This window comes from Staphylococcus hyicus, assembly GCF_000816085.1.
In the GTDB taxonomy this organism is placed as follows: domain Bacteria; phylum Bacillota; class Bacilli; order Staphylococcales; family Staphylococcaceae; genus Staphylococcus; species Staphylococcus hyicus.
In genome coordinates this window covers 812,467-831,328 of the sequence record NZ_CP008747.1, presented here as the reverse complement: position 1 = coordinate 831,328, position 18,862 = coordinate 812,467, and the positions used below count along the sequence as shown (strand labels likewise).

Annotated in this window: 23 protein-coding genes and 1 riboswitch; of the genes, 4 read left to right on the top strand and 19 right to left on the bottom strand. The window is 35.4% G+C overall.

Annotated features, from left to right (window positions below; genetic code table 11):
- The first annotated feature begins 13 nt into the window (after positions 1–13).
- Positions 14–1,213, top strand: coding sequence for an FtsW/RodA/SpoVE family cell cycle protein (locus SHYC_RS03780; protein WP_039644664.1), 1,200 nt, complete (start codon positions 14–16; stop codon positions 1,211–1,213).
- Positions 1,214–1,370: 157 nt separating this feature from the next.
- On the opposite strand, the gene SHYC_RS12335 is transcribed toward SHYC_RS03780, so the two are convergent.
- The 5 genes from SHYC_RS12335 to csoR all read right to left on the bottom strand — a co-directional run bounded on the left by SHYC_RS12335 (position 1,371) and on the right by csoR (position 4,634).
- Positions 1,371–1,511 carry an Lmo0850 family protein gene (locus SHYC_RS12335; RefSeq protein ID WP_086375151.1) on the bottom strand — a complete coding sequence of 47 codons (141 nt, stop codon included), beginning with the start codon at positions 1,509–1,511 and terminating at the stop codon, positions 1,371–1,373.
- A gap of 84 nt (positions 1,512–1,595) precedes the next feature.
- Positions 1,596–3,776 carry a heavy metal translocating P-type ATPase gene (locus SHYC_RS03775; protein WP_039644662.1) on the bottom strand — a complete coding sequence of 727 codons (2,181 nt, stop codon included), beginning with the start codon at positions 3,774–3,776 and terminating at the stop codon, positions 1,596–1,598.
- Between the two features lie 128 nt (positions 3,777–3,904).
- The gene (locus tag SHYC_RS03770; protein ID WP_039644660.1) at positions 3,905–4,108 is read right to left on the bottom strand and encodes a heavy-metal-associated domain-containing protein; all 204 of its coding nucleotides are present in this window, start codon (positions 4,106–4,108) and stop codon (positions 3,905–3,907) included.
- Entirely contained in the window at positions 4,101–4,334 is a 234-nt protein-coding gene (gene csoZ / locus SHYC_RS03765) for a putative copper chaperone CsoZ (RefSeq protein WP_039644659.1), read from the bottom strand. Before csoZ ends, SHYC_RS03770 begins: the two co-directional genes overlap by 8 nt.
- Before the next feature lie 12 nt (positions 4,335–4,346).
- The gene (gene csoR, locus SHYC_RS03760; protein ID WP_039644657.1) at positions 4,347–4,634 is read right to left on the bottom strand and encodes a copper-sensing transcriptional repressor CsoR; all 288 of its coding nucleotides are present in this window, start codon (positions 4,632–4,634) and stop codon (positions 4,347–4,349) included.
- 137 nt (positions 4,635–4,771) lie between these two features.
- Here csoR and cls point away from each other — a divergent pair, with 137 nt between their 5' ends.
- Positions 4,772–6,262: a cardiolipin synthase gene (gene cls, locus SHYC_RS03755; protein ID WP_039644655.1), complete on the top strand. Its 1,491-nt coding sequence runs from the start codon at positions 4,772–4,774 to the stop codon at positions 6,260–6,262.
- Positions 6,263–6,273: 11 nt separating this feature from the next.
- Positions 6,274–6,906, top strand: a complete 633-nt coding sequence (locus tag SHYC_RS03750) for an HD domain-containing protein (RefSeq protein ID WP_039644653.1) — start codon at positions 6,274–6,276, stop codon at positions 6,904–6,906.
- A 47-nt stretch (positions 6,907–6,953) separates the two neighbouring features.
- Here SHYC_RS03750 and yidC read toward each other — a convergent pair whose 3' ends face one another.
- The 7 genes from yidC to SHYC_RS03715 form a co-directional block, all read right to left on the bottom strand.
- Positions 6,954–7,820, bottom strand: a complete 867-nt coding sequence (gene yidC / locus SHYC_RS03745; protein WP_039644652.1) for a membrane protein insertase YidC — start codon at positions 7,818–7,820, stop codon at positions 6,954–6,956.
- An 88-nt stretch (positions 7,821–7,908) separates the two neighbouring features.
- A complete protein-coding gene (gene thiE, locus SHYC_RS03740; RefSeq protein ID WP_039644650.1) occupies positions 7,909–8,547 on the bottom strand; it encodes a thiamine phosphate synthase in 639 nt (212 codons plus the stop codon).
- Positions 8,544–9,341, bottom strand: coding sequence for a hydroxyethylthiazole kinase (gene thiM / locus SHYC_RS03735; RefSeq protein WP_039644648.1), 798 nt, complete (start codon positions 9,339–9,341; stop codon positions 8,544–8,546). Before thiM ends, thiE begins: the two co-directional genes overlap by 4 nt.
- A 1-nt stretch (position 9,342) precedes the next feature.
- The gene (thiD, locus tag SHYC_RS03730; protein WP_039644646.1) at positions 9,343–10,149 is read right to left on the bottom strand and encodes a bifunctional hydroxymethylpyrimidine kinase/phosphomethylpyrimidine kinase; all 807 of its coding nucleotides are present in this window, start codon (positions 10,147–10,149) and stop codon (positions 9,343–9,345) included.
- Complete coding sequence (gene tenA, locus SHYC_RS03725; protein WP_039644644.1) at positions 10,142–10,831, bottom strand: thiaminase II; 690 nt, start codon at positions 10,829–10,831, stop codon at positions 10,142–10,144. The genes thiD and tenA overlap by 8 nt, the downstream gene beginning before the upstream one ends.
- 63 nt (positions 10,832–10,894) lie before the next feature.
- A riboswitch (TPP riboswitch) is annotated at positions 10,895–10,994 on the bottom strand.
- Positions 10,995–11,080: 86 nt separating this feature from the next.
- Entirely contained in the window at positions 11,081–11,821 is a 741-nt protein-coding gene (locus SHYC_RS03720) for a LysM peptidoglycan-binding domain-containing protein (protein ID WP_039644642.1), read from the bottom strand.
- A 630-nt stretch (positions 11,822–12,451) separates the two neighbouring features.
- Positions 12,452–12,784: a single-stranded DNA-binding protein gene (locus SHYC_RS03715; protein WP_039644639.1), complete on the bottom strand. Its 333-nt coding sequence runs from the start codon at positions 12,782–12,784 to the stop codon at positions 12,452–12,454.
- A 188-nt stretch (positions 12,785–12,972) separates the two neighbouring features.
- Here SHYC_RS03715 and SHYC_RS03710 point away from each other — a divergent pair, with 188 nt between their 5' ends.
- Positions 12,973–13,413 (top strand): YwpF-like family protein, encoded by a 441-nt coding sequence (locus SHYC_RS03710; RefSeq protein WP_039644638.1) that lies wholly within the window; start codon positions 12,973–12,975, stop codon positions 13,411–13,413.
- A 241-nt stretch (positions 13,414–13,654) separates the two neighbouring features.
- Here the strand turns inward: SHYC_RS03710 and fabZ are convergent, their stop codons facing one another.
- The 7 genes from fabZ to atpG form a co-directional block, all read right to left on the bottom strand.
- Entirely contained in the window at positions 13,655–14,095 is a 441-nt protein-coding gene (gene fabZ, locus SHYC_RS03705) for a 3-hydroxyacyl-ACP dehydratase FabZ (RefSeq protein WP_039644636.1), read from the bottom strand.
- Complete coding sequence (locus tag SHYC_RS03700; RefSeq protein ID WP_039644634.1) at positions 14,095–14,298, bottom strand: DNA-directed RNA polymerase subunit beta; 204 nt, start codon at positions 14,296–14,298, stop codon at positions 14,095–14,097. Before SHYC_RS03700 ends, fabZ begins: the two co-directional genes overlap by 1 nt.
- Entirely contained in the window at positions 14,285–15,556 is a 1,272-nt protein-coding gene (gene murA, locus SHYC_RS03695; protein ID WP_039644632.1) for a UDP-N-acetylglucosamine 1-carboxyvinyltransferase, read from the bottom strand. Before murA ends, SHYC_RS03700 begins: the two co-directional genes overlap by 14 nt.
- An 81-nt stretch (positions 15,557–15,637) precedes the next feature.
- On the bottom strand, positions 15,638–15,871 hold the full coding sequence (locus SHYC_RS03690) for a DUF1146 family protein (RefSeq protein ID WP_039644630.1): 234 nt from the start codon (positions 15,869–15,871) through the stop codon (positions 15,638–15,640).
- 250 nt (positions 15,872–16,121) lie between these two features.
- A complete protein-coding gene (locus SHYC_RS03685; RefSeq protein WP_039644628.1) occupies positions 16,122–16,526 on the bottom strand; it encodes a F0F1 ATP synthase subunit epsilon in 405 nt (134 codons plus the stop codon).
- Positions 16,527–16,547: 21 nt separating this feature from the next.
- Entirely contained in the window at positions 16,548–17,960 is a 1,413-nt protein-coding gene (gene atpD / locus SHYC_RS03680) for a F0F1 ATP synthase subunit beta (RefSeq protein WP_037567485.1), read from the bottom strand.
- Between the two features lie 24 nt (positions 17,961–17,984).
- Positions 17,985–18,851: an ATP synthase F1 subunit gamma gene (gene atpG, locus SHYC_RS03675; RefSeq protein WP_039644626.1), complete on the bottom strand. Its 867-nt coding sequence runs from the start codon at positions 18,849–18,851 to the stop codon at positions 17,985–17,987.
- Between the last annotated feature and the right edge of the window lie 11 nt (positions 18,852–18,862).

The window sequence follows — 18,862 nt, the reverse complement described above, 5'->3', positions numbered from 1 at the left end:
AAAGGAGATAGCTATGGCTTCCTCACGTCAACAAACTCAAAAATCTTTACGACATCGCTTAGATTGGAAACTAATCGCGCTTATTTTCATTTTATGTTTAATTAGTGTTTTGACCATTCAATCTGCAATGGGTGGCGGTCAATATAGTATGGATTTCGGAATTAGACAAATTTTTTACTACATACTTGGTGGCATCTTGGCCATAATGATTATGATTGTATCCCCAAAGAAGATACGTAAATATACTTTTATCATCTATTCAATATTTATCATTTTATTAATAGGATTAATCATACTACCTGAAACGTCGATAACTCCCATTATTAACGGCGCCAAAAGTTGGTATCGCTTTGGTCCTATAAGTATTCAACCTTCTGAGTTCATGAAAATTGTAATAATTCTTGCCATATCTAAGGTTGTGGCACAGCATAATCGTTTTACTTTTAACAAGTCACTTGAAACAGATTTGATGCTTATATTAAAAATCATCGGAGTTGCGTTCATTCCATTACTTTTAATATTACTTCAAAACGACTTGGGTACGACCCTTGTGGTGATGGCCATTATTGCTGGTATTATCGTTGTGAGTGGTATTTCATGGAAAATTCTTGCCCCCTTATTTGGTGTTGTCATTGTTTTCGGTGGTAGTCTGATTCTCTCAATTTTATATAAACCTAACTTAATCGAAAATATTGCTGGCATTAAAACGTATCAATTAGGCCGTATCAACTCTTGGTTAGATCCATATACGTATAGTTCTGGAGATGGCTTTCATTTAACAGAATCTATGAAAGCCATCGGTTCTGGTCAGTTGATTGGTAAAGGGTTCAATCAAGGTGAAGTTTATATTCCTGAAAACCATACGGACTTTATATTTTCTGTTATCGGTGAAGAATTCGGTTTTATCGGAGCTGTTATTTTAATAGTCATTTACTTATTATTGTTAATGCATCTTTTGAAAACCGCAGCGCGCACAACGGACTTATTTAATAAATCCTTCATTATTGGATATGTCAGTTTGTTACTCTTTCACATCGTGCAAAATATTGGTATGACGATACAATTGTTACCCATCACGGGTATTCCATTACCATTTATCAGTTATGGTGGAAGTGCATTATGGAGTTTAATGGCCGGTGTAGGTGTCCTTTTAAGCATGCACTTTCATACACCTAAAAAATATAATGCACCTACGAACAGTTCATCCTTATAAATATCTCACCTGACTTATACTTTTAAATAATAGAAAAACAGACTAGGACACTGGCATCCTAGTCTGTTTTATTAACATATTTAAGCATAATCGTGATCATAACGTAAATTCGTGCGTTCACAAATTATGCACTTGGTGACTCTTCGTTATGCTTTTGCTATTTTAATTTCTCTGTTGCAGGTTTTGCATTGGGAAGTGATCGCATAATATCCAATCGTGATTTTGTTTTTTTAACTTTAACCCCAATTGATGATAACATATGGACCACATTTTGAATTCTTTCATTCTGTTTTGCCATATTATCACCCCGCATATGTCTAACTTCTCTTTCATCATACCCTACTTTATTACATATGACTACAATAAATTGAAAATTTTTAATTTATTTTTGAATACGTTTTAAACGTAAAGCGTTCAATACGACAGATACAGAACTAAAGGCCATGGCAGTTCCAGCTACCCAAGGTGCTAGAAATCCAGCCGCAGCAATTGGAATACCAATTATATTATAGCAAAAAGCAAAAAATAAATTTTGTTTAATATTCTTAATAGTTAATTCGCTTAATTTTAATACGTCTGGAATTTGAGAAATATGATTGTGTACTAATGCTACATCTGATGACTCAATGGCAATATCCGTTCCGGATCCCATGGCAATACCAATATCACTTTGCGTTAATGAAGGCGCGTCATTAATCCCATCGCCAACCATCATCACTTTATGGCCTTTTTGTTGCAAAGATTCAATGACTTTAGCTTTTTCATTAGGTTTTACATTTGCAAATGTATGATCAATTCCCAATTCATGTGCAATCGCATTCACTGTAGTTTGACTGTCACCACTTAACATAATGACGTTATAACGTTGACATAGTTGTGCAATCGTTGCTTTCACATTCATTTTAGGTTCATCTCTTAACGCAATCATCATCGTTAATCTTTGATTTATTTGAACCCCTATCACTGTAGCACCTTTAGATTCTAAATATCGTTGTTGGTTTAACATTTTATCAGTCAATGCGATTTCTGTAGCAATAAATGAGATTGATCCGATACGAATTGCATCGCCATTAATGACACCTGAAATCCCATTTCCAATGTGCGTTTTATAATGCTGTACATTTATTATATTCGCATCTTTATAATAGGATACAAGTGCATGAGATAAAGGGTGTTCTGATTGTGCTTCCAAACTTTTGATATAGTCACCAATATGTGGCACTTTTTCAAATTCTATAATATCGACAACTTCAGGTGTACCATGAGTAAGCGTTCCCGTCTTATCAAATACAAGTGTGTCTATGAGGCGGGTTTGTTCTAAACTTTCAGCTGATTTGAAAAGTATGCCTGATTCGGCTGCTCGTCCCGATCCAACCATAATAGACGTCGGTGTCGCTAAACCTAATGCACAAGGGCAAGCAATAACAATAACAGCAATAAAAATTTCAAGTGACCGCGTAAAATCAAATGGTGTCAGCACGACATACCATATGAAAAATGCGAACAGTGCAATCGCAACGACTGTCGGTACAAAAACGTTGGATATTTTATCCGCCAAGCGTTGAATTTGAGGTTTTTTCGTTTGCGCTTCCTCTACGACTTTTATAATTTGATTTAAAACTAAATCATCACCCACATGTGTGACTTTTGCTTTAATAAAATTCACCTGATTGAGTGTACTTCCAATCACTGTGTCACCTACCGTTTTATCTACAGGTAAACTTTCTCCAGTAATCATAGATTCATTGATTGATGTCGAGCCTTCAATAATTTCTGCGTCTAAAGGGATATATGCACCACTTTTAATATGAATAATATCGCCTACTTTGACTTGCGCTATAGGTTTACGAACAGGTTCACCATGATGTTCTACTATAGCATCTTTTACTTGCAATGCCGCAAGTTTTTTTATTGCGTCACTTGCATGTCCTTTTGCTCTTTTTTCAAAATATTTCCCTAATAGAATCAGTGTGATAAGTACTGCACTTGTTTCAAAATAAAGTGGTATTTGCCCATGGTGGCCATGGTATGTGAGCATGATATATATGCTATAAACGTAGGCGGCAGTCGTACCCATTGCGACCAGCACGTCCATATTCGCACTTTTATTTTTCAAAGCGCGCCAAGCGCCGACATAAAACTGTCCACCCAAAATAAATTGTATAGGTGTTGCTAATAAAAATTGAAACCATGGCTGCATGAATAGTTTAGGTACGGGCACAAAACTTAAAAAAGAAAAATGTGCAAACATAGTATATAACAAGGGTAAAGCTAAAATAGCAGAGATGAGAAATTTTCTTTTCTGTAGTTTTAATTCATTACTTTCTCTTTCAGTAGAATGTTCGTTTTTTTCAAGTTGATGTGCTTCAAAACCTATATTAGAAATCTTTTTAAAGATGTCGTCTCTTTGTATTTGTTCCGGATCATACTTAACAGTGGCTTTTTCCAAAACTAAATTAACAGTGGCTTTTTCAATTGCCTCTTCTCGATTAAGTACACGTTCAATACGTGTAGCACACGCTGCACAGTGCATGCCTGAAATTTGATACGTCTCTTCTTTCATTGATATGACCTCCCATACCCACATAGGGTATATGACATACTAAAATGATAGAGGGTAAGACATACGCCTACCCCCTTTTTTTAAATACATACTTCACTTAAAATGCCCAAAATACTGCTAATGAAAAATTATTTCACTTCATATCCCGCATCATAAATACGTTGTTTCACGTCGTGAAGTGCACCATCATCAGTTAACTCTACTTCCACTTGATTCGCATCAGGAGACGCATTTACAGATAATACTTCTTTATTTTCTTTTACTGCATCTTCAACCGCTGCCTTACAGTGTTGACATGTCATACCCTCAACATTAATAGTGTGTTTACTCATTCGTAATCTCTCCTTTTACTGTTCGTAATACTTTAAAACCAGCATCGTAAATTTCTTTTTCTAACGTATTTAAATTCATTGGCGTTTCATATTTAAGTGTTACACATTGTAAGTGACCATCTATACTTACTCCTTTAACCCCTATCATATGATTCAAACGTTGTGTTAAATCTGTTCGTTGTTGTTCCTCATCTAATCCCTCTACAAACACACGATCAATTTGCATAAAAACCTCCGTTTAATCTTTCATTAACTTTTGAAATGTGACCAACAATTCTTCCATTGCTTCAGTTTCATGTCCATCCTCAATTTTCTTTGTAATACAACCTTTCATGTGATAATCGAGTAGCTTTGTAGCAACACTGTTTAATGCAGAACGTGTTGCTCTAATTTGTGTCAATACATCGTCACAATAAACATCTTCATCAATCATGCGATTTATCGCACGAACTTGTCCCTCGATTCTATTCAAACGTGACGTTAAGTTCTTTTTAATCTCTTCAGAATGATGCGCATGGTCATTCATAAGCCACACCTCCAAACATCATTTATAACCACATTATATACCCCTTATGGGTATGTGTCAAATTTGCAATTTTTACGCTCTTACATAAATAAATGATATAATTATTTAAAGTCTCAAATAAAAAAGGAGGATTTAAAATGGAGGATTTAAGCAACGCATACGTCATTGATGGCGGTATGATATTTACTTACATATTTATCGGTTTATTTCTGTTAAATATCTCTTTCGTATTTACAATTATTTTTATGGAACGTCGTAGTGCTGGTTCTATATGGGCTTGGATTTTAGTCTTATCATTATTTCCTATTTTAGGTTTCATATTATATTTGTTATTCGGCCGTCAAATTCAACGTAAATCCATTTTTAAAGTATCAGAAAAAGACCAAAAAGGGTTAACACAACTCGTCAATCAACAGCTTGAAGCTTTGAAAAATGATCATTTTGATCCTGATAATCCACATGTAAAAAATTATAAATCTATGATTCGAGGGCTACTTTATAACAATGCTGCTTTCTATACGAATCAAAATAAGATTGATGTTTTACTAGATGGAAACCAAAAATTCAATCAACTGAAAGCAGACATTCTCAATGCGAAATCGTATATTCATATTCAATATTACATCTTTCGTAACGATGCTTTAGGTAAAAGTATTATAGAATTATTAGAGAAAAAATTAGAAGAAGGTCTAGAAGTGAAAATGTTGTATGATGATATTGGCTCTAAAGGACTTTCGTTTAAAGACTTGAAGGCTTTTAAACAAAAAGGGGGACGTGTTGAAGCGTTTTTCCCATCTAAGTTACCTATCATTAACTTTCGTATGAACAATCGTAATCATCGTAAAATCGTTGTGATTGATGGAAAAATTGGTTACGTTGGTGGATTCAACGTCGGCAACGAATATTTAGGATTGTCTAAGAAATTTGGTAATTGGAGAGATACACATTTAAGAATTGAAGGTGAAGCTGTACATGCATTACAACTACGTTTTATTCTAGATTGGAACTCACAATCATCTCGTCATGATATAGAGCATCATGAGAAATACTTTCCCCAAGTACAACTTAAAAATCATGACAATATCGGCGTTCAAATTGCATCAAGTGGACCTGATGAATTCTGGGAACAAATTAAATATGGCTATTTAAAAATGATCAATATGGCCAAAAAAGACATATATATTCAAACACCATATTTTGTACCAGATCAATCATTTATAGATGCGTTACAAATTGCAGCACTTGGTGGCGTTAATGTCCATTTGATGATTCCAAATAAACCAGATCACCCTTTTGTTTATTGGGCAACATATAAAAATGCCGCATCGTTATTAGACGTAGGTGCAAAGGTTTATTTATATGAAGATGGGTTTTTGCATGCGAAAACCTTAACAATAGATGATAAAATTACAAGTGTAGGGACAACAAACATGGATAATCGTAGTTTCGTATTAAATTTTGAAGTCAATGCATTTGTTTATAATGAAGGGATTGCATCGCAACTTCGTGAAAGCTTTGAAAAAGACTTGAAAAAGTGTTCTGTACTTACACCTGAGCGGTATGCAAAACGGAGTCTTATTATCAAGTTTAAAGAATCTATTAGTCAGCTACTTTCACCAATTTTATAAGGAGATAGGTTATGACAACCACAAAGTGTCAACAAGCACAACTTTATATGGAACACATTCATAAACAAGATACAAGTGGACATGATATCGCTCACGTGCGACGTGTCACTACACTTGCAAAATTGATTGCAGAAGATTATGATGACGTGAATATTTTTGTCATTGAGATGGCTGCCCTTTTACACGACACAATTGACGACAAATTACCTCATGCAGAAGGCGTCTCAACATTGGCGTCATTTCTCAATGATATCGGCGTATCTCTAGAGGAACAAAAACATATAATGTATATTATCAATCATATGAGTTACCGTAAATCAAAGGAAGGGACACCGTTAGAAACAATAGAAGCACAAATTGTTCAAGATGCAGATCGTTTAGATGCAATAGGTGCTATAGGTATCGCGCGAACGTTTCAATTTGCTGGTTATTTCAATGAACCGATGTGGACCGGCGAAGCTACGTATACAGAATTACCTTATATTGACCTCAATACGATTCAACCTTCTGCTGTCAAACATTTTTATGAAAAACTATTAAAACTTAAAGATTTAATGAATACGCCTAAAGGTCGTGCTTTAGCACAAGAACGTCATGCCTTTTTAGAAGTATTTTTAAAACAATTTTTTAAAGAATGGGTATAAAAAATAACCATCCTGCCATATAAAGGTCGGATGGTTATTTTGTATCATTACTTTTTCTTCTTTTTGGAAACAACTTGCGTGTTTTTACCAGTTTTTTTATTCGCTTTGTTCTCTTCTTCAAATTTACGAATCATTGGGGCAACTTCTTCTTTAGCTTTTTTATCATAGACAATGTTAGCAACATAAGTTTGTGCCACTAAGAACGCCGCAGATACTGACCAATATAATCCTAATGCAGCGGCTGAACTAAATGAAATCCACACAATCATAATTGGTGAGATAATCATCATCATCACTGCCATTTGACGTTGTTCTTGAGGCATATGCATACTTGAAACATATGCTTGAATAAAATATAAAATACCGGCGATGATTGTAATCCAAATATCAGGTTTATCTAATTGGAACCATAAAAAATCTGAGAATTCTGTGATACCGCCACCTGACGGATATTTTAGAACGAAGAATAAGGCCATGATAATCGGCATTTGCAAAATAAGTGGCAGACATCCTAACATACTTGCAACTGGGTTCATATCATATTTTTTGTAAACTTGCATCATTTCTTGATTTGCAGCCATTTTATCTTCTTGCGTACGCGCACGTTTCACTTTCTCTTGTGCTGCCGTAATTTCTGGTTTTGCAATTTTCATTTTTTCACGCATCATGTGCATGTTTTTGTAATTCGATAACATAAATGGTAGTAATACGATACGTACCACTAACACGATAATAACGATAGCTAAACCATAATTATTATTTAAATGATCACCTAACCAATGGATTAAATGATCCATTGGTGAAACAAACGTGTTGTAAAAGAAGCCAGTACGGTTTTCAGGCTTACTATAATCACATCCAGCTAATAACAGAACGACCCCTAATAGTGTCGCCAATAGCGCTTTGTTCTTCATTTTTCCACCTCTAAAGATATATTCACATAAATGATATTTTATCACACATCTCAATTGTGTGGAAACATAAACAAAAATAATTACTGATTTAGTTAAAATACTGTAAATATCGCGACACAGTTTTTTCAATATTTGAACTATGTGTAATGGATGAAATTGTAGCGATACCATCAGCGCCGTTCTTTTTCAGTGATGCGACATTTTCTTCTGTAATCCCACCAATTGCCACGATTGGAATCGATTCATCATATGTACGCATGCGACGAATCATTTCCACGCCACCCGGTTGTTTCGCATCTCTTTTTGAAGAAGTTTGATACACTGGTCCAACCCCAATATAATCAACATGTGTTAAATCCGATTCATCATATTCTTGAAAATCACTTATACTTAAACCGATAATTTTATTGTCAGTTTTATGAATAAATGAATCTATTTTCGCATCATTTTGTCCCACATGAATACCATCAGCCCCAATCTTCAATGCTAAATCCACATCATCGTTCACAATAAATGGCACATGATAGGCATTACAAAGCTCCATTAAAGCAATCGCTTCACGTTCTTTAGCTTCTCCTTTTAAAGAAGAGGGGCCTTTTTCACGAAATTGGAACATCGTAATTCCAGCTTCAAGTGCCGCTTTCAATATATCGTACAAGGTACCCTTTTTAACATCTTGAGTACCAGCTATAAAATAAACACGCAATTGTTCCCTTTTAAAATTCATGTTACTTTCACTTCTCTCTTTTTGATTTCTTGGTGATAAGTTGCCTCATCTACTTGATTTAAAGCATTCACAAAAGATACTAAAAATGTCCCTGGTAAATCTGCTCCTTGACTCAATTCTGCATGTTCTGCCGCAATATTAAAAATCGAAACAGCTTCAATTAATACCTCTATACCCGGTTTTTTTTGACTTAATAAGAAAGAAGCAACAACAGCGCCTAATAAGCAACCCGAACCTGTAATCTTAGTCAATAAAGGCGAACCATTTGATAGCTCTATCACTTGATGATTTTGAACAATAACATCTTTTTCTCCAGTTACAATGATTGCTGTATTGTATTTTTTGTATGCCTCACATGCGATTTTGATATGGTCCATGCCAGAATCACTATCTGTACCTTTCATAGTGGTTTGATCATCTACTAAGGTTAATATTTCAGAAGCATTCCCTTTAATAACATCTACATCGACTTGTGCTAGAAATTGTTTACAAAAGTCCTTCCGAAAACGAGAAGCACCTACCGCTACAGGGTCAAATACAATAGGTACACCTAAATCGTTTGCTTGTTTTGCAATTTCTAACATATCTTGTCCTGTTTGACGTGTCAAAGTTCCAATATTAATTAATAATCCATTTGTCACTTTAAAAAAGTCTTTTGCTTCTTCTGGCGCTTCACTCATCGCTGGACTTGCTCCAATTGAAAGCAATCCGTTCGCTGTAAAGTTTTTTACAACATCATTTGTATAACATACAACGAGTGGTTGTGTATATTTAACTTTAGATAAATAACTCATTTCAATCCCAACCTTTCTCTTGTTGATAAGCAAAATGATTTACCGGCCCTCTTCCTTTTCCAATTTCAGGAGTATGTTGAATCGCTTTAGAAATGAAAGCCTTTGCCTTAGATACCGCATCAACGACAGATTTGCCTTTTGCTAATTCTGCAGTAATCACCGCAGAAAATGTACAACCTGTTCCATGTGTATGAAGTGTTGGATAACGTTCGTGTGTGAAAGTCGTGACACCTTCCCTCGTAATAAGGTAATCTGTAGCATCACCACTTAAATGTCCTCCTTTTAATACGACACCTCGCGTTCCAATCTCATCTATAAAAAATTGTCCTGCTTTAAGAATAGATGATTCTGAGTTTAGAGTCATTTGCGTAATTTCTTCTGCTTCAGGAATATTTGGCGTAGCAATATCAGCTAACGGAAGAAGTGTTGCTTTTAATTCTCTGCGTACCTGTTCAGACATTAAAGCATCTCCACTTTTCGCCACCATTACCGGATCTATGACATATGGCATGGTAGTTTTTTTAATGTAAGTTGAAATTAACATCATCATCTCAGAAGTAGGAATCATTCCTGTTTTTATAGCATGTGGAGGGTCATCCATAAAAACACTGTCGAGTTGCTCTTCAAGCCATGACGTTTCTAAATTATGAATATGCTGTACACCTAAAGAATTTTGTGCCACGATACTCGTAATGGCAGCCATACCATAGACACCACAAGCATGAAATGATTTTAAATCCGCCATGACACCAGCCCCCCCTGATGGATCTGTACCAGCAATCGTCAATGCAATGTTTAGCTTATGCATCGTATTCCCCCTTGAAGTCCCATTTTTCTTGCGTATATGCCATCTTAAAGAAGTGACGTTCATGAACAGTGCTTTCTAAAAAATTACGTTTTAATTGTTGACGTTCAGCGGCTGTGGCTTGTTTTGCACATTGGTTTAGCCAATGATCAATATGTAGCATTAAATCATCCATACCTTCTGCATAAAAAGCAAACCATGCGTGAAACGGATGATTAGCTGAAAAATCGTGTTCACGTAAGGCACGCAGCCCAATTTGTTGATAAACATATGGACAAGGCGCCATCGCCGCAATTGTATATGCTATATCATCAAAATGGTACGCATTAAAATACATGTGCTTGATATAGTGATCTGCAGTAGGGTACCATTCACCATCTTGAATAATTTCATTATATGATAAATGCACGTAATCTGCGAGAATATGATGTGCTTCTACTTCTCCAGAAGATGCAAATAAAATCTGGTCAGTTAGGAACTGAATTTCATTGGCCGTACTCACCTTTGGTATTAATAATGCATAAATTTTGGCAAATTCAAATAAATAGCGTGCATCCGCTTTCAAATAATGTTTAATGGCCGCTTTTGTAAGCGTCCCGTTTAACAATCCTTGAATAAAATCATCAGTATAAATTGCATCAATAATGGGTTGTGCTTCTTGCTTAAGTTCTTCAGCAAATAACATATCTTTACCCCTTTCCAATAAAAAAAGACTACTAAAATAGTAGCCTAGTCATCATAAAAGGATTTAATGTCTACGCTACTTCCCTACGTTAGTGTTAACTATATCAGGTTCAAAGGGTCTGAATACAATTCATCTCAGCCATACGGCTCCCCTAGTAGTCTTTGTATTATTTGTTTCAAACGTAACAAAACACGCCTTAAATAGCAATAAAAAAAGCACCGACTGATTGAAAGTCGATGCGTTTATATTTTACCACCATCCGTTAGCTAATCGGAATTGAATTGCACGGTCTACAGAACCGTAACGTGAATTTGCGTAATTAATCATACCTTGAGTTTGCGTAGTAACGCTACCTGTACCCCAAGCTTCTTTCGTTTGTCCTAAACCTCTATATCCAGCTGGACTTACAATATTTGGATTACCACCAGATTCAGGCATTACAATAGAATTCCACATCGCTGCAGTACCGCCAGCATTAATGAATTGTTGATATACAGACCCTGAACCAGCAGTCGTTCTCGGTGCTTGATAACTTGACGTTGTTTGTGTGTGAACATTTGAATATGAAGATGTGTATTGCGCTATAGGTGCATCATACGTTTCATAAGATTGTGATGACGTATATTGCGTAGGTGCTGTGTAATATGCTGCTTCATTGTATGAAGTCGTGTGATATGTAGTTGTGTTGTAACCCGTTGGTAAAACGAACTCTTGAGTTGCATGATAACCATGTGCGGCTGCCACTGCTTCAGTTACGTATAATTTTTCACCTGCAAAAATAAGATCAGACTCTAAGTTATTCCATTTTTTTAATTGTTCCACTGTTACATCATATTTTTTAGCAATTTTATTTAAAGTGTCACCCCATTGAATAAGATGCACACCCTCTTGTAATTGAACGTGTTCTTGATTTGCTGCTTCAGCATTAGTAGCAAATTGTGCCGCTGCTAATAAACCTACTGTTGATGTTGCTAAAAGTAATTTTTTCATTTAGTAATCCTCCAGTAATTGGTATAAAAAATTGTTATGTTCACAAATAATATAGCACCAGTCTTTTTCAATCATATAACAGTAATGTTAAATTAAACACCATTTATGTTACAAAAAGATTACAAAAAGCGCTAATCATGTGACGTGTCAACTCTTAAAATATTACAAAAGATAAAATTCTCATTAAATAAATCGCTTAAAACCCTTAAATAGCAACCCGTCAATTTTAGTGTAAAGTTCTAAATTTTTTCACACGTTCATCAATTTTATAAGCCTTCAAAATTTGTGATACACACAAATTCGAAGGCTTTTGAATACCTGAAAAGGAGAGTATTATCCTTATTTAACTAATGAGTAATAAAAATATACTGCTTTTTTAAATGGGTTACATGTTAATAATGTACGTGTAGAATCACCATTACTTTGTTTTACGTAACTATTAAAAACTTAACCTGTCTAATTTTAGTGTTAATTATCCATTTTAGATTGAGTAAGCTTCCTTTTTGAATATTTTATCATTAAGTAGGGATATAGATAGATGTGTTAGATAAAATGTTTGATGAGTGTTCATGGATTTCACAATAAATATAAAACATTTTCATTGGAATGGTTAAACTTTTGATTAGGAGATTATTTTAAACATTGGGTAGAAGAAAGGTGTTTTATTTGAGCAATGACCAATTCTGTAGTGTACCGCCGTTCACCTTCATAGTCATATCTACGTGATTGAATTTGTCCTATAACTGCGATGAGGTCTTCTTTATGGCATGTTTCATGTATCGCTTGAGCAATCGTACCATAAGCTTTACAATTCAGATAATCAAAAATAGGCTTATCTTTTTTACTTTTGTAATCACGTTCAATTTTAATCGTCAGAGTGATAAATGGGGTGTCATTCGTATCATAATAATTAGGAGATTTTATAATGATACCGATGGCTTGAAACTGGTTTATCGTTGTCACCTCCTCTCTTTATGGCTATAGCATACGTCATCTTATAAACCCATATCAAGGTGGATTTTTTGAAATTTGAACCGTGACCATCGTCAATTTTTTAAAAGATTTTGGAAATTTTTTTAAGAATTAAGTTATAATAAACTACAAATGAACATATTTCGTAAAGTTGAAAAAGTTTTAAGGGGGCTGCATCAATGAAAACATTTAAAGCCGTTCGCTTTCAAATCGTTTCGGAAAACGGCACTGTAACTGAGTATGAATTAAAAGATGGCGTAATTATCAACAAAGAAAATAGTGGAACAGGTTGGTTGTTAGAGATCGTAATTTCAGATATTCATTTGGAGGAAATGGAAGCATATATGAATGCAGAAACCTTATTAGATATAAGAGTTGTCATCACACGTCCGTCAAATGATCCGGCTCTATTTGATGCAACAATTAAACATATTACCCCGCTTGAAGAAACCATTTCTATCGTTTTTGAATGTCATATTTACACATTACGCCAAGTTTATGCTGAAAATTTACTAGAACAACTCGTTGGCGAAGGTCTCGAAGGCGATGCGCTTATAAAAACATTTAACCGTATGATGCAGTCAAAACCAAAACTTAAAGATGAACGCCAAGAAGATTAAATGACCCTGCATTACAATCGTAAAACAAATTAAAAACACAAATGCGGCTATAAACCCATTTGTGTTTTTTTCATCTCAAGTGTATTGTTTTGTCACTAAGTAAAATGCTTCATATTCTCAAATTGATTATTAACACATTGAACTTAAAAGAAATTGATTTCACGTATTAAAATAAATTATATCATCGTATTTGACTTGATAAAAAAAGCGGGACGTTTTGAAAACGGTCCCGCAATATGAATTATTTTGGATCTTGCAAAGCGAAAGTAAGTTCACATTGACAGGCAACTTGACCATCAACTGTTGCTACTGCAGATCCTTTACCGATTGGTCCTTTAATTTTTGTTATTTCAACTTCAAGTTTTAAAGTATCTCCAGGAACCACCTGTTTTTTAAAGCGGCACTTATCAATTCCAGCAAATAACGCAAGTTTGCCTTTATTTTCTTCACTATTTAACATTGCCACTGCTCCAGTTTGCGCAAGTGCTTCTGTAATTAATACCCCTGGCATCACAGCATAATTAGGGAAGTGACCTTGGAAAAACGGTTCATTACCTGAAACCTGCTTAATACCAACACAACGTTGCCCCGGCTCATACTCAACCACTTTATCAATGAGCAAAAATGGCTGACGATGTGGAATAATTTGTTTAATTTCATTGTAGTCGAATATAGTTTCCATTAAGAATTGCCTCCAATTAACGCTTGAAAATCTTCCCAAAATTGTGGATTAAGCGCATTTAAAATATTATCTTGATTGATTAAAAATCCTATCATTAACCCTATAAAAAATAAAACAACTGCTATTAAAATAAATAATGTGAGCTGAATACTTATTGACCGCTGAATAAACATCCACGCTGCTAAGAAATTACTTTTTCGCATTGATTCGTTGAATGTCTGCACCTAAAGCTTTTAGTTTTCCATGGAAATTTACATAACCACGATCTAAATGTTTAAGTTCAGTCACAGTTGTTTCACCTTTAGCTACTAACCCAGCTAAGATAAGTGCAGCTGCAGCTCTTAAATCAGTCGCTTTTACTTGTGCCCCTTGAAGTTCACTTTTACCTTCAATTTTAGCACTGCGGCCTTCTACTGAAATTTGTGCATTCATACGTTTAAACTCACCGACGTGCATAAAGCGATTTTCGAATACCGTTTCAGTAATCACTTTATGTCCTTCAGCCGTAAGAAGTAATGCCATCATTTGAGATTGCATATCAGTTGGAAAACCTGGGTGTGGTAATGTTTTAATGTCAACTGGATTTAATTGTTCTGGTGCTGTCACGCGAATACCATCTTCTTGATATTCCAGTTGAACACCCATCTCTTCAAGCTTATACACGAGACTTGTCATATGTTCATGTATGGCACCTTTCACAAAGACATCACCTCGAGTAATCGCTGCAGCAATCATAAATGTTCCTGCTTCAATACGGTCTGGAATAATCGCATGCTGTACCCCTGTTAATGCATCAACACCGTTAATAATAATTGTGTCGGTGCCAGCACCTTTTATGTCGCCACCCATTTCATTAATGTAATTCGCTAAATCAACAATTTCAGGTTCTCTTGCGACATTTTCTATCACTGTACGTCCTTTGGCTAACGATGCAGCCATCACAATATTTTGAGTCGCACCTACACTTGGAAAGTCTAAATGAATATCGTTTCCAATTAATCCGTGTGGACATTCAGCGTAAATATAGCCCGCTTCTTGGTGAATTTGTGCACCTAACGCTTCAAAACCTTTTAAATGTTGTTCAATAGGTCTAGAACCAATCGCACATCCACCTGGTAATGCAACCTTTGCTTTACCGAGGCGTGCCAATAAAGGTCCCATTACTAAGATGCTTGCACGCATTTTGCTAACATACTCATAAGGTGCTTCTTCTTTCAACTCTTTGGAAGCATCTACTGTGACAGAATGCTTCTTTTCATTGTATTTTACTTTAGCATTAAGTACATTAATGACATTATTAATTGTATCGACATCACTCAAAGCTGGCACATTAATAAGCTCACTTTTACCTTTACTTGCAAGCAAAGATGCAGTAATGATTGGTAAAACCGCATTTTTTGCTCCTTCAACTTGAACTTCCCCTTTTAGGGTATTGCCGCCTTTTACAATAATTTTATCCATGTTATTTACATCCTCCACTATTTACACACTTACATAATTAATTATAAACTTCTTGCAATACACTTAAACTTATCTCATACATTATTTAAATAAGTATTGAATTTGAGTTGAAAATTGTAATAAATCATTTATAAAGTTACTCATACTCGTTCCTAGTAAAATCGCAAAAAATATGAGTGCAACTTGAACTTGTTTTGGGTAACCTTTTTTAAACAGCTGATCCAATCGTAACGCATTAAGACTCCAATACGCAATACAAATACAACCCACATGCAGTACGAGATGTATAATCGCAAATTGTCCTAAATATTCCATTTTAGTTTGCTACCCCTTTAAAGTTAATCTTACTTAATTTTACATGATTTATGTACGAATTCCTAATGTAATCATCTCTTTATATGATGAAGATTGCCCTCATTTTTAAAACTCACATAGATAATATCATACGACTTTTCGAAAGATTTGTATATACAATTAATCAAAATAAAATGATATTTATCAATCTGTTTTTAGGATAAAAACAAGCTAAAACCCACTGGTAATCACCAGTGGGTTTTAATGAAAGTTATTTAAATTTTGCAACCTCGATACGATTTTCTGCTCGCTTTAATGCACGTTCAGCACGTTTAAAGTCTGTATCTTCTTTATCTCCATCAAGATAAAATGTTGCACGTTGTTTTGCAGATTTCGCACGTTCTAAATCGATATCTTCAGCAGATTCCGCTGATTGAACAAGAATATTGACTTTTTCTTGTCGAATTTCTGCAAAACCTTCTGTTACAGCTATATAGTCGGATTGACCATTGCATTTAACTTTAATATGTCCAATGCGTAATGGTGCAACCGTCGGAATGTGACCATACATCACACCCATTTCGCCTGCTGTTGTTTGTAAGACAACAATTTCCACATTGTCTTGTTTATAAACAGAACCATTAGGAGTGACGATATCTAAGGTTAATGTATTCATTATCCAAGCCTCCTAATTGTATTAAACTTCAACACCCATATCTTTTGCTTTTGCAAGCACATCATCAATGCCACCAACAAGGCGGAATGCATCTTCAGGAATATGGTCATATTTACCATCTAAAATGGCTTTGAAGTCTTGTACTGTATTTTTAACCGGTACATAAGATCCCTTTTGACCTGTAAATTGTTCTGCTACGTGGAAGTTTTGTGATAAGAAGAATTGAATACGACGCGCGCGTTCAACTGTTTTCTTATCTTCATCAGAAAGTTCATCCATACCTAAAATCGCAATAATATCTTGTAACTCACGGTATTTTTGTAATGTAGATTGAACTTGACGTGCTACTTCGTAGTGCTCTTGACCCACAATTGTAGGTTCTAATGCACGTGACGTTGAAGCCAATGGATCTACCGCAGGATAAATACCCATTTCACTTAATTTACGCTCTAAGTTTGTAGTTGCATCTAAATGTGCAAACGCTGTAGCTGGTGCTGGGTCAGTATAGTCATCGGCAGGTACGAATACCGCTTGAATTGATGTAACCGAACCTTTGTTTGTTGATGTAATACGTTCTTGTAATTGACCCATTTCTGTAGCTAATGTTGGTTGGTAACCAACGGCTGAAGGCATACGGCCAAGTAGGGCTGATACTTCAGAACCTGCTTGAGTAAATCTGAAAATGTTATCAATGAATAGTAATACGTCCTGGCCTTGTTCGTCACGGAAATATTCTGCCATTGTTAATCCTGAAAGTGCTACACGCATACGTGCACCTGGTGGCTCATTCATTTGACCGAAAACCATCGCAGTTTTCGCAATAACACCACTATCTTTCATTTCATAGTATAAATCGTTACCTTCACGTGTACGTTCACCTACACCGGCGAATACAGAAATACCACCATGTTCTTGCGCGATATTGTTAATTAATTCTTGAATTAATACAGTTTTACCAACTCCGGCACCACCGAATAATCCAATTTTACCACCTTTAATGTATGGTGCTAATAAATCTACGACTTTAATACCCGTTTCTAGAATTTCAACTTCAGTTGATAATTCATCAAATTGCGGTGCTTGACGATGAATTGGATCTCGTCGAACTGACGCATCGATTTCCGGATCAAGGTCAATTTTATCTCCTAATACGTTGAATACGCGTCCTAATGTCGCATCACCAACTGGAACACTAATTGGTGCACCAGTGTCTTTAACTTCAGCACCACGTTGAACACCATCTGTAGAGTCCATCGCAATAGAACGGACCACATCGTCACCTAAATGCAACGCCACTTCTAAAGTAAGTTGTTCTGTCTTACCATCTCTCGTCACATCGATAACAAGTGCGTTGTTAATGTTTGGAATTTCATTATGGTCAAAACGCACGTCAATGACTGGCCCCATGACCTGAGTTACACGGCCTAATCCCATGTTAGTTCCTCCTTATTAATAAACTTATTCTAATGCTGCTGCGCCACCAACAATTTCAGTAATTTGTTGTGTGATCGCCGCTTGTCGCGCACGGTTATATTGTAATGATAAATCGTCAATTAAATCTGTTGCGTTATCTGTAGCATTCTTCATCGCGTTCATACGAGATGCATGCTCACTTGCTTTGGCATCTAAAATTGTTCCATAGATTAAACTCTCAATATATTGTGGTAGAAGCACTTTTAATATTGATTCTTTATCTGGTTCAAATTCATAAGAAGACATTGCACCATGACCTAATGAAGAATCTTCAGGTGATAATGGCAACAGTTTTTTACTTTTTGGTGTGTTTTCAATCACACTGACATAATGGCTATAATAGACGTTTAATTCGTCAATTTCTTCTTCACTGTATAAATCAACGGCACGCGTTGCAATCGATTGAATTGCTTTAAAAGATGGTTGGTCAGGAATATCAGTAAGTCCATTTTCAACCGTGTAACCGCGATTCTCTAAAAATGAAATACCAATTTTACCAAGTACAATTAAACGATATTCATCTTTACTGTTATGACGTTTTTCGATATCACGAATCATTTTCTTTAGCACGTTAGCACTGTATGCCCCTGCTAAACCACTATCACTCGTAATCACCATATAACCAACACGTTTCACGTCACGTTGAATTAACATAGGATGATTTGTTGTTGTATTCGATCCAGCAATGGCCGTAATCGCATCTTCCATTTTCTCCATGTATGGTCGAAACTGCTTAGTGTTGCGTTCTGCTTTACGAAGTTTAGAATTTGAAACCATATTCATCGCACTTGTGATTTGTTTCATCTTTTTAGTTGATTTTATTCGTGAATCTATTTCTTTTAATGAAGCCACTATCTCACCAC

What these genes read in the sequence shown, in the direction of transcription:
- SHYC_RS03780 (WP_039644664.1), top strand. Translation starts at nt 14, where the DNA reads ATGGCTTCCTCACGTCAACAAACTCAAAAATCTTTACGACATCGCTTA.
- SHYC_RS12335 (WP_086375151.1), bottom strand. Translation starts at nt 1,511, where the DNA reads ATGGCAAAACAGAATGAAAGAATTCAAAATGTGGTCCATATGTTATCA.
- SHYC_RS03775 (WP_039644662.1), bottom strand. Translation starts at nt 3,776, where the DNA reads ATGAAAGAAGAGACGTATCAAATTTCAGGCATGCACTGTGCAGCGTGT.
- SHYC_RS03770 (WP_039644660.1), bottom strand. Translation starts at nt 4,108, where the DNA reads ATGAGTAAACACACTATTAATGTTGAGGGTATGACATGTCAACACTGT.
- csoZ (WP_039644659.1), bottom strand. Translation starts at nt 4,334, where the DNA reads ATGCAAATTGATCGTGTGTTTGTAGAGGGATTAGATGAGGAACAACAA.
- csoR (WP_039644657.1), bottom strand. Translation starts at nt 4,634, where the DNA reads ATGAATGACCATGCGCATCATTCTGAAGAGATTAAAAAGAACTTAACG.
- cls (WP_039644655.1), top strand. Translation starts at nt 4,772, where the DNA reads ATGGAGGATTTAAGCAACGCATACGTCATTGATGGCGGTATGATATTT.
- SHYC_RS03750 (WP_039644653.1), top strand. Translation starts at nt 6,274, where the DNA reads ATGACAACCACAAAGTGTCAACAAGCACAACTTTATATGGAACACATT.
- yidC (WP_039644652.1), bottom strand. Translation starts at nt 7,820, where the DNA reads ATGAAGAACAAAGCGCTATTGGCGACACTATTAGGGGTCGTTCTGTTA.
- thiE (WP_039644650.1), bottom strand. Translation starts at nt 8,547, where the DNA reads ATGAATTTTAAAAGGGAACAATTGCGTGTTTATTTTATAGCTGGTACT.
- thiM (WP_039644648.1), bottom strand. Translation starts at nt 9,341, where the DNA reads ATGAGTTATTTATCTAAAGTTAAATATACACAACCACTCGTTGTATGT.
- thiD (WP_039644646.1), bottom strand. Translation starts at nt 10,149, where the DNA reads ATGCATAAGCTAAACATTGCATTGACGATTGCTGGTACAGATCCATCA.
- tenA (WP_039644644.1), bottom strand. Translation starts at nt 10,831, where the DNA reads ATGTTATTTGCTGAAGAACTTAAGCAAGAAGCACAACCCATTATTGAT.
- SHYC_RS03720 (WP_039644642.1), bottom strand. Translation starts at nt 11,821, where the DNA reads ATGAAAAAATTACTTTTAGCAACATCAACAGTAGGTTTATTAGCAGCG.
- SHYC_RS03710 (WP_039644638.1), top strand. Translation starts at nt 12,973, where the DNA reads ATGAAAACATTTAAAGCCGTTCGCTTTCAAATCGTTTCGGAAAACGGC.
- fabZ (WP_039644636.1), bottom strand. Translation starts at nt 14,095, where the DNA reads ATGGAAACTATATTCGACTACAATGAAATTAAACAAATTATTCCACAT.
- SHYC_RS03700 (WP_039644634.1), bottom strand. Translation starts at nt 14,298, where the DNA reads ATGCGAAAAAGTAATTTCTTAGCAGCGTGGATGTTTATTCAGCGGTCA.
- murA (WP_039644632.1), bottom strand. Translation starts at nt 15,556, where the DNA reads ATGGATAAAATTATTGTAAAAGGCGGCAATACCCTAAAAGGGGAAGTT.
- SHYC_RS03690 (WP_039644630.1), bottom strand. Translation starts at nt 15,871, where the DNA reads ATGGAATATTTAGGACAATTTGCGATTATACATCTCGTACTGCATGTG.
- SHYC_RS03685 (WP_039644628.1), bottom strand. Translation starts at nt 16,526, where the DNA reads ATGAATACATTAACCTTAGATATCGTCACTCCTAATGGTTCTGTTTAT.
- atpD (WP_037567485.1), bottom strand. Translation starts at nt 17,960, where the DNA reads ATGGGATTAGGCCGTGTAACTCAGGTCATGGGGCCAGTCATTGACGTG.